The organism is Lapidilactobacillus bayanensis (assembly GCF_003946695.1).
Taxonomy (GTDB): Bacteria; Bacillota; Bacilli; order Lactobacillales; family Lactobacillaceae; genus Lapidilactobacillus; species Lapidilactobacillus bayanensis.
In genome coordinates, this window is sequence record NZ_RHOX01000037.1 from 1 (window position 1) to 14828 (window position 14828).

Here is a 14828-nt window from a genome sequence, read left to right on the forward strand (position 1 = left end):
ATCGCCGTAACCTATGCCCAAAATCAGCGAGCACTCATCAACAGGGTTCTGGATTTCGGAGAAATCGATCTAAGTAATAACGCCTCCGAACGCAATATGAAGTCATTCGTAATTGGGCGAAAGAATTGGCTCTTCGCCACAAGTCCAGAAGGTGCCGAAGCTAACGCAATTTGGATGACAATAGTCGAAACTGCCAAGGCCAATGGTCGTGACCCACGCAAATATATTGAAGATCTTTTACATGAAATGTCACAGTTATCTGTATTTGCTAGAGATGAGCAGGTGGATGCTTATTTGCCATGGAATCAACAGCCAAGAAGCAAAAAGCAAATTGCATAATAACACAGCACGCCCCGTTTCGATCAAAGCCGAAACGGGGCGTGTTTACTTTCAATGACGGTCGATTATTAACTGCTTACTAATAATTTAATCCGACGTGACAATTATTGCGTATTTTTTCATCAGAAGGAACTGCTTTTCACGTTTGAAATCGGTTACAATAGAACTAACCATGCACCTAATTGTCATATAAAATACACTAAAGAATAAATGAGGTGATACTTTGCAGGATTTAAGTAATGTAGATACCGTATTACTAGATGATGATTTTTATATCGATCATAAAATAACAACTGATCATAAAATGGATAGACCACATTTTCATGATGGATACGAAATCCACTTCACACTTTGCAATAATACACGCTATTACATTGATGATAAGAAGTTCATTTGTAATCAGGGATCAGTTGCAGTGATTAATTCTCAAGAGATTCATCGTGTGGTTGTCGATCCAAAAATTAGTTATGAGCGCTATTTTATTTTGTTTAAACCAGGTTTTTTGGAGTTTGCCATTGTGGATTATCCTGAGTTATTGCGAATATTCAATCAGCGACCAAACGATTTCGTTAATTGTATTCAGTTCAGTCTTGATGATCAAACAAATTTCTCAAAGTTATTGAATCAGCTTTATGTAATTAGCCGACACAAAATGGAGGATACGTTATATGGATTGAAGGTTCGTCAAAAGTTTATCGAATTACTAATTTTTTTGACGGAGCATTTCAGCAGGGATCAGTCAATTGGAATAAAGCGTGATTACTCGCAGAATGAATTATTAACTAGAATTGTCCATTATGTGCGAGAAAATATTGGCGAGGATTTATCGCTAGAAGTTATTTCACGACAATTTTATATTAGTAAATCAACGATTATACGTATTTTTAAGTTTTATATGGGAATGACGCCGTTAGAATTTATTACCTATACGAGAATTATGAGAGCAAGAGCGTTGATTCTGAAGGGCTATTCAATTCGAGAGGTCGCTTTTCGAGTTGGTTATAAGGATGAGTCTGGCTTTATAAAGAAGTTTAAGGCACTACAAGGAAGCTCGCCAAAACAGTACTGGTTGAAGAAAAAGAAGCTCGATTAGGAAATAATTAAGAATAGGACACGAGGCATGGATTTATTATTCGGAATTATACCGGCAATCGGCTGGGGGATACTTCCAGTAGTTCTGGTAAAACTTGGTGGAAGTGCCGATGAGCAACTCTTAGGAACGACAATTGGAAATATGTTGCTGGCATCAATTCTATTTGTTTTCGTTCCTATAAAGGGTGATGTATCCGTAATTATACTGTGTATTTTATCAGGTCTTATGTGGGCTGTTGGACAGTGGGGGCAGTATCAAGGATATGCAAGTATCAGCGTTAGTAAGGCAATGCCACTATCCAGTGGGCTACAAATTGTTGGTAATACATTTTTTGGAGTAGTGCTGTTTGATGAGTGGGGAGACAATGCGAAAATAATGCTTGGAATAAGTGCCGTTGTGATAATTATAATTGGTATATTATTTTCTGCCGGTCGTTCCACACAACAAAATGAATCTGGGTCAATTAACCGTAAATCATATATTTCATTAATCCTAACAACGATTGGTTATTGGGGATATTCAGTCATTCCAAACTTTCTTTCTGCTAATGAGACAACAGTATATTCAAAATATATCTTTCAGGCAATAGGCATGTTGCTTGCATCGAGTATTTTATCTTTTCACTTCTCGAGAGTGCGTGGTGAACAAATTTATGTTAAAAGAATTAAAAAATTAACCCTTGGAGGTTTGTTATTTGGCATTGCGGCTGCTGCTTATGTGTACTCATTACAGCATAATGGATTAATAGTAGCATTTACTTTATCGCAAATGAACGTTGTCATTTCTTCGATTTTGGGTATTTTTATCCTACATGAAAATCATGCCAATCCAAAACGGCTATATGTTGGGTTGGGCTGTATCGTAGTTGGGTCAGTAGTCCTCATGCTTATTTGAAGAAAAATACAATAGGCAATTACTAAGTGGAGTGATGACAATTTTCGCTTATTTTTTGCGGTTATTGTGTGATATTTTTTGTGAGAATAAAGATACAGTATGCTGTGTAGTAAGCGGTCTCATGAGACGAAAAAATAATAGTATGAGGAGGACAGTAGATGGGAGAAGTAAATTTTACAATTGGTCAAAATGAATCAATTAAGAGATTTAACTATCGGAACGTTGAAGTTAGCAAGGTGGAAACTCCGATGGATACGATGAGTGCGGAAATGAGCCCTAATGAGGGTTATTACGAAGTGGAATACCCTGTTCGAACTCATTTTTTAAAGAATAATGATTTAGGCAATGTTCCTTTAGTAGAAGATGGGTTTAGAAATGTTTATACTCCCTTCGAACGAGATCGAGTTGATTTTTCTACGTTTATATCTGTACCACATAAGATATACACATACGCAAGCACACACATCATAGCAGGAAATAACGCCGATTATCAATTTGAAATAAAAACGTGTGGGGCAGTAATTATCTGGGTAAATGGCGATAAACAGTTTATGTATGCACCGTATTCTAGAAATCATCCATCCTGTAAAGAGTTTAGTCTTCAATTAAACACGGGAGATAATGAAATCGTTGTTTATTTTGAAGATTTGGCAGAGCGCGATGTCAGTTTTTTCTTTCAGCTCATTAGTAAAAGCGTCACTCAACTAAATGGTTATATCCCTATCAAGGTGGACTCATCTGAATACATCGGGGTTGAAGAATTATTACAAAATGCACATCTCGAAAGAGATATTTTTCTAGATGGAAATGTATCAATCAATTTTGGCCCGTGTGCTCGTAGCTCTGATTATGTCGTTCAAATCAGGACCAACCCTAAGACTGAATATGTACATTCTGAGACACAAGATGGTGATATTACTGATTTTGTTGTAAAAAATATGTCGTTGACATTGCATAGAGAAAAAAGTGATTTAGTGATTGCAAAGGTTGAAGACTTTCCAACTGCTGGTTTTACGAAGTTTCAACTTGATGTTGAATTGTCAGATGGTTCCTGGATGAGTCGACAATTATCTTGCTCAATTTACAATAAAAACAAATTCTTATCGATTGTAAATGGAAACAGCATTGAAGAGCGCAAGCATCAGGCTATCCACTACTTCTCAGAGCTGAAGTTAGAAGATATTAATGTTGCCCTCTCAAACGTGTTTTTAAATAAAGCGAATGATATGGATTTTTATCAGAAGTATAAGAGCGCATTTAAACTAGTGGAGCAAAAGGGTGATTGTTCTGATTTTGTATTAGCACCACTGCTTGCAGTCTATAATAAGTTTTCCGATCGTTTCCCTATAGCCTTTCATTCGAAAATGAAAGAGATTGCCCTAAATTTCCGTTATTGGATTGATGAGCCCGGAAACGATGTAATGTGGTATTTCAGCGAAAATCACGCGTTATTATTTCACGTTTCCCAATATTTTGCTGGGTATCAATATAAAGATGAAAAATTTGGTGTCAGTGGACGTCTGGGAAGCGATCAATATCAAATTGGAAAGCAACGATTAAGAGAATGGTTTGCAGCGTTCTTTAAGTATGGCTTTTCAGAATGGAATTCGACAACGTATTTACCAATTGATTTTATTGGATTTCTTAGCCTGTATTTATCTGCTCCAGATGAAGAGATACGTGATTTTGCAAAAAGAGCGCTAGACTATTCATTCGATATTATCGCACTTAATTATCACAAAGGAACGATGACATCTACCTTTGGAAGGGTTTATGAACATAACTTAAAAGCAATGCAATTGGGTGAAATTTCAAATATCATTCAAATTATTTGGGGAAATGGATATTTTAATAATGCGTTGCGCGCTTCTGCTTTGTTAGCAATGACAGACTATGAACCTCCACAAACGTATGATAAATACTTGATACCACAAACTGGACAGTATTTGAGAGCAGAATATTTACAAGGAAAAAATAAAGCGCTTACGTACCTGTATAAAACCAAAGAGTACTCAATGGCAAGTGCCGTTAATTATTGTGCGTTTGACAGAGGACATCAACAACATATATTAAATGTTTCTTTAGGAGATTGTACGATTCTATGGATTAATAATCCAGGGGAGTCCGAGTATAGCGGTGAGGGTAGACCAAGCTATTGGGCCGGAAATGATGTATTACCACTTGTTCATCAATATAATAATTTGTTGGTTGCAAGATATGACCTTAGCAAGAGCGATTATCAGTTTATTCATTTGTATTTACCTTATTGGGATTTAGATGAGATTTTAGAAGAGAAACACTGGGTAATAATAAGGAAAGGGGAAGCTTATTTGGCAGTATTCTTTTCGAATGACTACGAAAGAAGTTGGGAGAGTGCAATTTTTGGAAGGGAGATTAAAGCATCGGGAAAATCACAATCTATGATTATTAAATGTTCGTCTAAAAGTGAAGTTGGGAGCTTTAATCGATTTATTCGATTGATCCAGACTGAAGTTATCGATGTTGAAGATAATGCAATTTCTATTAATGATTTTGAGTACGGTAATGTCAGTATGATGAATGGAATGCTATTTAGAGCAAATCAGAAAGTGGATTATTTGCAGAACTATAACTTGAATATTTCCATTGGGAGGAAAATAGATCATGTCAATGAAAAAAATAGCTAGTTTATTGGGTGTAGCAGCAGTGCTTGTTGGATTAAGTGCATGCGGTAATTCAAATAAGAAAACGAGTAGTGATGCCAAAGAGAGTAAAACACTCACAGTCTTACTTTCTGAAGAACCATCGAAAACTAATGCGTTGAATAATGCATTTAAGAAATGGGCAAAAGAAACAGGTAATAAACTAAAGACAGTAGTTATTCCCTATGATGATCAACTAACAAAGTTTCCGTTAATGCTAAAGAATAAAGATGTTCCTGATATCGTTGCAACAACTCGGTTGATGATGCTTTATCCAGATGAGTTTACAGATCTTTCAAAGAAAATGGATACTTCAATTTTTGATGAAAAAGCACTAAAAGTTATCAACCAAGATTATACAGATACAAAAGTGCTGGGTGCTCCTAATCAGTACACACTATCATGCTATTTCTATAACAAAGACGCGTTTAAAAAGGCTGGAATAACGGCACCAACTGTTGATAATCCGTGGACCTTAGATGAGCTTTATGCAAATGCAGAAAGATTAAAAAGGGATGGCGATGTAAAATATGGGCTAGCCGTTGATTTTTCTCGTGCTCGTTATGATAATTTGATGTATAGCAATGGTGGATCGATGGTAAAAAAGGACGGTAAAACTTTTGACGTTACGATTAACAGCAATAAAAATGTTAAGACATTACAAAAGTTTATTAGTCTGAATAAGAGTGGTGTAATGCCTGAAGTTATTTGGACTGGTGGCTCAAGCGACAACCCGGCAGATTATTTTAAAAACGGTGATGTTGGAATTTACTTGTCTGGAACTTGGAATTATGAACCATTGAATACAGATGTTTCAAAATTTGACTTTGGAGTTATGCCATCTCCAAAGGGGTCGGAACAACAATCTGTAATTTCTGGTGGTAGCAGTTTAGCAATCCCGAAGTCTGCAAAGAATTCGAAGCTCGCAGTTCAATTCTTAAAATGGTTATACAAAGATAAAAACTTAAAAGAATATTTGACAAACGACAAGGGTATTTCATTTGTAAAGGATGTTTCATATGTAGATAAGGATCCTGATGTGGCAGCGGATTACAAGATATTACAATCGGAACTTGATCATGTTACGGATCAATTTTTAGTTGATGAACAATCGCAATGGAGAAACTATTTGGATAATGAATATCGCGATTATTTGAAACAGGCCGTAAGTGGCGAAATGAGTGCAAAAGGTGCTTTAGACGCTTTTGCACAGGATTTAAGTAAGAAGTCAGATTGGGCAGTTAAATAGGAAATCCGTAGTCGCCAAAAGATGGAGTTCTTCTTTTGGCGATTATGGTTTTAAGACATAGGAAGTGAATGAATTTATGCAAAAGCGTAAAAATAGAATGAGCCATGCATTTTGGATGCTTATATTTCCAAGTGGGTTACTGTTCTTTGTTTTCTTCATAATTCCGTTGATATTGAATATCATCTTATCATTTACGAATTACGATGGTTGGAAAACCATGAACTTTATTGGCCTTTCAAATTACCAAGAGGCGTTGACCGATTCAAGATTTTATTCTGCATTACTAAAGACATTTATTTATGCAATTGTTAATCTCCCGTTTAAGGTGATTATTCCCTTATTATTGGCAGTCTTGCTTACGTCTGATAAAGTAAAATTCAAGACATTCTCAAGAACTGCAATATATATTCCTGTCTTGCTTTCTTCTCTCGTTGTTGGTATTACAATAAACTGGATGTTCAGTCAGGAATACGGTTTGATCAATTTTCTTATCCAACAACTTGGAGGACAACCTGTTGCATGGGGAAGACAGCCAGCATTGGCTACATTTATTATCAGCCTTGCAAGTACCTGGGCGTCAACGGGATTTTATATGATTATCTATATTGGAGCTATTAATAATATTTCCCACGATGTATACGAGGCAGCCGAGATAGACGGGGTTAGCGCATGGCAGAGGTTGTTAAAAATTACAATACCACTACTGATGCCAACAACATTCCTAGTGACTCTATTAAGCACTGTTAATTTATTAAAAGAATATGCCTTGATACAAGGTGTAACACAAGGTGGACCAGGAACAAGTACAACATTTGTTATTCAATATATTTTCGACAAAGGATTTAATCAATCGTTATACGGGTATGCTGCAGCAATGTCTGTTGTTATTATGATTATTTTCGCTGTAATTGCATTTATCCAATTCAAAGTGAACGAAGGGGGGGAATTTACGAAATGAAAAAGAATAAATCTAGCATACTTTTGACTACCATTAGTGTTGTTTCTGCGCTGTTGATTCTATTTCCAATAGTTTGGCTAATTTTGAGTTCTTTTAAACCATCTAGTGAACTGTTTTCTTATCCACTACGGTTATTTCCTAAAAATTTTACAATTGATCATTATAAGAGTGTGATCTCAGGTGGTTTTTTTGGATATATTTATAATAGTCTTTTCTTGGCGGTTGTGGGCACAATTATCACACTGGCTATCAGCGCCATGTGTGGATATGCCTTGGCAATATATCGCGACAGCATTAAATATACAAACTTGGTATTTGGAGTGTTCTTACTCGGCACCTTAATTCCAGGCGAGACACTGACTATTTCACAATTCTCGGTAATTAGTTTTATGGGACTTTATAACAACATCTGGGGTGTGATCTTGCCCGTGGTTACGACGACAACCGGTATTTTTATGTACCGACAGTATTATATGTCGGTTCCAATGTCGTTTGTAGAGGCCGCCAGAATTGATGGTGCGAGTGAGTTGTATATATTTAGGAAGATTATGCTGCCCCTAGCCAAATCGACGACGGTTACGTTGACACTATTCAGCGTTATGTGGAGATGGAACGATTATATTTTGCCATTACTGGTTTTATCCGATCAAAAAAAATATACGATTCAAATTGCAATTAAAAACTTCATAGGCAACACGGGGGTTGACTGGAATTCGATTTTGGCAGCTTCTGTGATTTCAATTATTCCAATCACTGTGTTATTTATGATTTTACAAAAATATATTGTAGGGACAGACACTGCGTCTGGAGATAAAGGTTAATTATAGATGAAAGAAAAAAATTTGGACAAAGTGGTCATGAGTACTATTAATTTAGTTGTCGATAAGATGTTGAATTTGAAAGAACCAGATAAAGCAGAGTTTCAATTGTTAAGTGCCGAAAAGGCAAAAAAAATCGGTTATTATCCTAGAGACTTTGGAATGGAGTATTGGGATTGGCCACAGGGGGTTGGACTTTTTGGGTTATCAATGGACGCCGGCAAATATGATTTATATATAAAAAAATGGATTGATAAGGAAATCGATAAGGGACTCCCTGCAGTCAATATTAATACCACTTGCCCTATGCTAACAGTAATGAATTATCCACAGTATCACGAACTTTCGATACAATGGGCAGAACAAATTGTGTCTCAGTTACCAAGAACCTCGGAAAATGGGTTGGAGCATATCACAACAGGTACAGATAAGTCTGAGTTACACCGAATGAATAATCAGATTTGGGCCGATACCGTCTTTATGGCGATTTTATTTCTCGCAAAAATGGGCAAACAAAATCACAATAAAAAGTGGTCTGATGAGGCATTATATCAGATGTTATTGCATACCAAATATTTAGTTGATCGAAAAACCGGACTGTTTTATCATGGTTGGGATTTTACTAATTCATCAAATTTTGGTGGGAATTTTTGGTGTCGTGGAAACAGTTGGCTTACAATGGGAATTCCACTGTTCTTAGAAATTGTTGGGGATGATATACCGGCATCGAATAGATTATATTTACTTAATTTATTTGAAAATCAAGTGGATGCGCTAATGCGGATGCGCGATGGTAAGACGAAACTGTGGCATACTATTGTTGATGACTCAACTTCTTATATAGAGACATCCGGCTCGGCAGGTATTATCGCAGGCATTTTCTTAGGAATTAAGAATGGATTCTTGAATAAGGAAACGTATCAAAAATTTTGTTATGAGAGCATTGAAGGACTTGTTGATACTGTTGATACCGATGGGACAGTTAGAGGCGTTTCTGCAGGGACGGTAATTAGTGAAAATAGTGATGATTATAAAAAAATAATCATTCAACCAATGGCATACGGACAATCGCTGTTGCTGTGTGCGTTGAATGGCTACATTGCAAACATTCGCCAAATCAGTAAATAAATTATTAAAACTACACGTTTAATAAAGGCGTTTAATAAGGGTGGTATACCTTGAAGAAATATTTCAACGAATTAGTAGGACTCCTCGAAGAGAATTGCTTTACAAAAGAATTTTCCATAGATAAATTTCAAATTTCCAAGGTTCCATATTTTGGATGGAGACAAGTACAGAGTGGGAAAGCATTGAGCTCAGACGAAGGCATTGGTGATTTTGATACGCATTATCAGATTACGTGTCAAGTTCCAGTAGATAAACTGCTCAGCAAAACATCTGAATATTATTTCTTTGTAAACACGGACAGTACGGATATGTGGAACACAAATAATCCGCAAATTCTACTTTTATTTGATGATAAATTAGTTCGTTCACTCGACATCAACCATAATTATGCGCGGTTACCGCGTAGTCAAGACCCGATCGAAATAAAAATGAATATGTATACCAATACGGGTAAAAAAGATGTTTATTTAAACTGTTGGATAGCCAGAAAAAACACTTCAACTTATGAGTTGTCCTCTATAGTTAATGTTCTTGTTGATAGCCTTAGTATTTTCCCTGAGTATACACACATTCATTTTCAGATAAGATCCGTTCTGGAGAAGATTAATCAAATATATTTTCAAGTGCAAGAGCATGATGGTGTAGAGAATAATAATGTTGATGAATCTCTTCGAATTGTTAAGAAATTTATTCAGGATAATCAACAAGTCGCATCTGTAACTGAGCATTGTGTCGGACATACTCATATTGACATCAGTTGGCTTTGGGCAATTGATCAAACCAAAGAAAAGGCGGTCAGAAGCTTTTCGAATGCCGTTTATTTGATGCGTGAGTACCCGGACATGACCTTTATGTCGAGCTCACCAATTCTATATGAATTCGTCAAGCAGCTTGAACCTGAGTTATATAAACAAATCCAAGCTTACGTAGCACAGGGACGGTGGGAAACAGAAGGCAGCATGTACGTAGAAAGTGATACCAACATGCCAAGTGGTGAATCACTGATTCGGCAAATATTATATGGAAAAGAGTTTTTTAAATCAGAGTTTCATAAAAGCAATCACATTCTTTGGCTTCCTGATTGTTTTGGCTTCCCCGCATCACTTCCACAAATCATGAGAGGTTGTGATATCGATTATTTCTTTACTTCAAAGTTAGATTGGAATGATACTAATAAAATTCCAAATGATACATTCACTTGGCAGGGTATTGACGGTTCAAAGGTCCTGACACACTTCTTGACAACTTCTGATTTCTCAGAAAACATGGATACTGGGACAACCTATAATGGAAGAATGAATGCCTCACAAGTAATGGGTACATGGAGTAGATACCGAAATAAGAACATTTCCAATGATGTTATTCAGTTATATGGATTTGGTGACGGCGGTGGCGGACCCACCGAAAAAATGCTTGACTCCTCAAATGTATTTAAACGAGGGATCTTGGGGATGCCAAACGTGATCGATTCGTCACCAAGTAAATTCTTTAACGCATTGAATGAAAATGTTTTGCATCACACTGTACCACAGTGGACCGGTGAATTATATTTGGAGAATCATCGTGGCGTCTATACAACAGATGGACGAGTTAAGAGATTAAATCGCCAAAATGAAAATCTTTTAAGTATGACTGAACTAATTTCTTCAATTATGCATGTTAATTTTCAAGTGCCATACCCACATATGCAATTTGAAAATGCATGGAAGTTAGAACTTATTAATCAATTCCATGACATTCTTCCAGGGACATCAATTAAGAAGGTGCATGATGAAGCAATCGAAAGATATCATGAATCGATGAGAATCTGCGATTCTATAATTAATGACGAGATTTCAAAATGTTTTGATCGCAAATCAAGCAATATTGCATTTTTCAATAATTCGCCGTTTCAACAAGAATTTGAATATGAATGTGGTGACAATCAGTACAGAATAACGAATATTCCTGCGCAAGGAGTTAAGGTGGTAAATTTGGACCAAGCTCAACCAATTGGTAAATCGAAAGCTCTTTCAGAAGTAAGCAATCGATGCGTGGAAAATAGAAACTATATCATCTCATTTAACAAATTTGGAGAAATAGATAAATTGTTTTCTAAAAAGCTGGGTAGAGATGTTATACGAGAATCAGAAACTGGAAATCAATTCTTGATATTTAAGGATCATCCCCGTGACTTCGATGCGTGGAATATTGATAAAAAGTCGCTTAAATATCCTACGCCGATCAAGACCGAGAGCTCTTTTGATATTGTTCAAAATGATCAGGATAGAACGATAATAAAGATTACAAAACAAATTTTATCATCTTCATTGACTCAGACAATTGTCTTATATCGGAATAGCAACAGTATTGACTTTCAAACTAAGGTTGATTGGCAAGAGGACCACAAACTGCTTAAGGTAAGATTTCCTATACGTATTTCCATGGCCGAAGCGTGTTATGATATTCAGTTTGGTAATGTTGTTAGACCAAATTACCCCAATAATTCCTGGGATGAAGCAAAATTTGAGGTGTGTGCACACAAGTGGGTTGATTTATCAGAAGAAGAATACGGTGTCGCATTATTAAATAATGGTAAATATGGGCATATTATTCAAAATAATGATATTTTTTTGAGTTTACTCAGGGCAACAGATTATCCTGCAAAATCCATAGATAAGGGAACGCATAAGTTCACTTATTCACTCTTACCACATGAAGGAGACTATAGAAATGAAAATATCTATCGTGAGGCATATCGGCTTAATCGACCGATAAAAGTAATAAAAGGTGCGGTTGACGTAATTGATAATGTCATAACTTTACCTGAAAACAGTAATGTATTTTGTGAGACAGTTAAATTTGCCGAAAATAATAGTGGCCTAATCATACGGTTCTTTGAATCAGTCGGGAAATCCACCAAATATACATTTAATCTTAACATTATGGCTCAAGAAGTGTGTGTGACCAACTTGTTAGAAGTAGAGATTAAAGAAATTGCATGTAATACCATGAAAAACCAGCGGATTGATGTTGATTTTCGACCATATGAAATAAAAACTTTGCTAGTTAAGTACTGATTCAGTGATTGTACTTGCGTCATACTCTTTAATCATGCAAGGGGGGAATATCATTGAATGTGTGACTGCTAAACTGAAGTGGGTTCTCAATAAAAATAACGACTCATTTTGAATGGGGTTGGTGATAATGGGATATATTGTCGCAATAGATATTGGCGGAACGTATATCAAGTCGGGTGTTTGGGACGATGACAAATTGGTCAATATGGCACAGAGAGATACACCTGATACCTGGGATAAAATGAAGAATGCAATTATTGAAATTATTGAAGGGCATCATCACAAGGGAACTAATGTAGCGGGTGTTGCGATTAGTGCCCCAGGTGCCGTTAATCAACCGGAAGGCGTTATATATGGTGATAGCGCAATAGGCTATATTCACCGCTTTCCAATTGTTGATGAATTGGAAAGGTCATTAAATTTAAGAGTTGCGATTGAAAATGATGCTAAATGTGCTGCATTGGCCGAAATGTGGAAAGGTGAAGCAAAGGATACTGACGATTTTATAATGATGGTAATTGGATCACAGATAGGTGGTGCTATTATAAATAACCGACGGATTATCGTGGGCAATAGTTTGTATGCCGGAGAGTTTGGCTGGATGAAACTTTCGAATGGCGCAACGCTCAGTGAATTGGGAAGCCCAGTTCAGATGGCAACCCGGTTTTCAAGGTCTAAAAATCTTTCAGCGAATTATTACGATGCAATCGATATTTTTAATTTTGCAGAACACGGGGATCTATTTGCAAGCCGATTAGTAGATGAAATGTATGATTCGATTTGCACGGGACTTTATAATTTAAGTGTGATTTTAGATCCACCCAAGATATTGATAGGTGGTGGAATATCAGCGCGTACAGGATTTGTGGAAAAGCTTGAAAAGATAACTCTAAGTAAATTACGGCAAAGCGGAATTAGGGATATTAATCCAACAATTCGGGCGTGTAGATTTCTCAATTCTTCAAACTTAGTTGGTGCTATATTTAATTTTTATCTGCGTTTTGATGGCATGTGACAGAGATGATTAAGGGTAGTTGAAATATGGAGAATGTTTGATGTTGGTATTAGTCAGATTTAAATATGCCTTGTCTGAGACTGAAATGATACAGCTACATCAGCACTAAAATGAACAAATAACGGATGTATTGAAAGGAAGATTTAAATTTGTAACTTCTGATGAGGGCAGAACCGTAGTAAAACTTGTTGGACCAGGGGACTCAATAAAGTTTGAAAAAAATATCATACATGGGTGCGTACCATTTGAAAATGGAGGGCATTTATTAGATGCATTTAGCCCACCCAGAAGAGACTTTTTATCATAGTCAATGAGCAAAAAATGATAGTTTCAACTTGATTGTATACAATCGGGTCATTGCTAGTGTAATTACACACAAGAAGTTTAAAAATATAATAAACAAAAATTTACCCAATTTCAGCGTGTATAATTAAATCCCCTTGTTGAAATTGGGTGATTTTATTTATTAAGTGTTGATGTGTTTGAAATTGTTAAGCTAGTAAACAGTAAATAATCGACCATCACTGAACGTGAACAGGTCCCGTTTCGGCCTTGATGCGGATACACTTGATTTTTCCGTTGTTGTATTATATCATTTGTCCGCAGTGAGAAATTAATTTTCCTATAACGAAATAAAGCGAAGCCTGTCATCGTAAAACATGATGATAATAGTCTTGTTTCACCGGTTATCAGATAGTTTATGATTGTTGGTTCTGAAAAATCTGAAATTCATAGAAAGGCTCGTGAAAATCGTAAGTATACAGACTAAGAATAAGTTACAAGCTTATTTTGAGCAATTATTTTTACCAACTAAGCAATATCGTAAGCAGAATGATGGGCGGCTAAAATTTGGCACCTCGGCTGCACACTACGGGACAGGTGAGGCACAAATTGAAGGATTTTTACGAACCTTGTGGGCTGTTGGACCATTGGCCGGATCCGGTGACTTTGATCTCAATGATTTTAAATACTATATGAATGCAATTATTCACAGTACTGACCCTACCGATCCGACATATTGGGGTCAGATTGAGAATTTTGATCAGTTGATTGTCGAGATGGCCTCTCTGGCAGTGACATTGATTGAAACAAAAAATGTTTTTTGGGATCAATTAAATTTGACGGAACAAAATAATATCTATGGTTGGCTTGAACAGGTCAACCAAGTCAATGTACATCAGAACAATTGGCGGTTTTTTAGAGTATTAGTTAATGTTGCGTTTATTAAGCTGGGTCGAGCATATAGTCAGGATCAATTGAATGGTGATTTGAAGGTCATAAATGCTTGTTACCTAAATAGTTGAAGGCGGCCATGGAATGTTACCACCTCTGCCATAGATATTGCCACCGAATGCCATCAAAGTTACCACTCTGTGCCAACAGGTTACCATTCAGAATTTACATCACCTCCGATATAATTTGATTACGCGTGTAGTAGCGCGTATATCAAATATATTGGAGGTTTTTATTATGGCGATTCAGTATCGCAGAATCCTGGAGCTTGCCCCAAATCATAGGTAAGCAGTTAATAATCGACCGTCATTGAAAGTAAACACGCCCCGTTTCGGCTTTGATCGAAACGGGGCGTGCTGTG

Annotated in this window: 11 protein-coding genes; all 11 read left to right on the forward strand. The window is 36.4% G+C overall.

What is annotated here, in order from left to right; genetic code table 11:
• A partial coding sequence (locus EKM65_RS10290) for an IS66 family transposase (RefSeq protein WP_164506915.1) occupies positions 1-339 on the forward strand: 339 nt, incomplete at its 5' end.
• A 223-nt stretch (positions 340-562) separates the two neighbouring features.
• Positions 563-1432, forward strand: a complete 870-nt coding sequence (locus tag EKM65_RS10295) for an AraC family transcriptional regulator (RefSeq protein WP_125608174.1) — start codon at positions 563-565, stop codon at positions 1430-1432.
• A gap of 27 nt (positions 1433-1459) precedes the next feature.
• The gene (locus tag EKM65_RS10300; protein ID WP_125608176.1) at positions 1460-2326 is read left to right on the forward strand and encodes a GRP family sugar transporter; all 867 of its coding nucleotides are present in this window, start codon (positions 1460-1462) and stop codon (positions 2324-2326) included.
• A gap of 158 nt (positions 2327-2484) precedes the next feature.
• Positions 2485-4992: a hypothetical protein gene (locus tag EKM65_RS10305; protein WP_125608178.1), complete on the forward strand. Its 2508-nt coding sequence runs from the start codon at positions 2485-2487 to the stop codon at positions 4990-4992.
• Entirely contained in the window at positions 4970-6256 is a 1287-nt protein-coding gene (locus EKM65_RS10310) for an ABC transporter substrate-binding protein (RefSeq protein ID WP_225420454.1), read from the forward strand. Before EKM65_RS10305 ends, EKM65_RS10310 begins: the two co-directional genes overlap by 23 nt.
• 76 nt (positions 6257-6332) lie before the next feature.
• A complete protein-coding gene (locus EKM65_RS10315; protein WP_125608180.1) occupies positions 6333-7214 on the forward strand; it encodes a carbohydrate ABC transporter permease in 882 nt (293 codons plus the stop codon).
• Positions 7211-8035, forward strand: coding sequence for a carbohydrate ABC transporter permease (locus EKM65_RS10320; protein WP_125608182.1), 825 nt, complete (start codon positions 7211-7213; stop codon positions 8033-8035). Before EKM65_RS10315 ends, EKM65_RS10320 begins: the two co-directional genes overlap by 4 nt.
• Positions 8036-8041: 6 nt before the next feature.
• Positions 8042-9160: a glycoside hydrolase family 88/105 protein gene (locus tag EKM65_RS10325; RefSeq protein ID WP_225420455.1), complete on the forward strand. Its 1119-nt coding sequence runs from the start codon at positions 8042-8044 to the stop codon at positions 9158-9160.
• Between the two features lie 50 nt (positions 9161-9210).
• On the forward strand, positions 9211-12219 hold the full coding sequence (locus EKM65_RS10330) for an alpha-mannosidase (RefSeq protein WP_125608184.1): 3009 nt from the start codon (positions 9211-9213) through the stop codon (positions 12217-12219).
• Positions 12220-12346: 127 nt separating this feature from the next.
• On the forward strand, positions 12347-13234 hold the full coding sequence (locus EKM65_RS10335; RefSeq protein ID WP_164506916.1) for an ROK family protein: 888 nt from the start codon (positions 12347-12349) through the stop codon (positions 13232-13234).
• Between the two features lie 743 nt (positions 13235-13977).
• Complete coding sequence (locus tag EKM65_RS10340) at positions 13978-14538, forward strand: DUF2264 domain-containing protein (RefSeq protein ID WP_164506917.1); 561 nt, start codon at positions 13978-13980, stop codon at positions 14536-14538.
• The last annotated feature ends 290 nt before the right edge of the window (positions 14539-14828 follow it).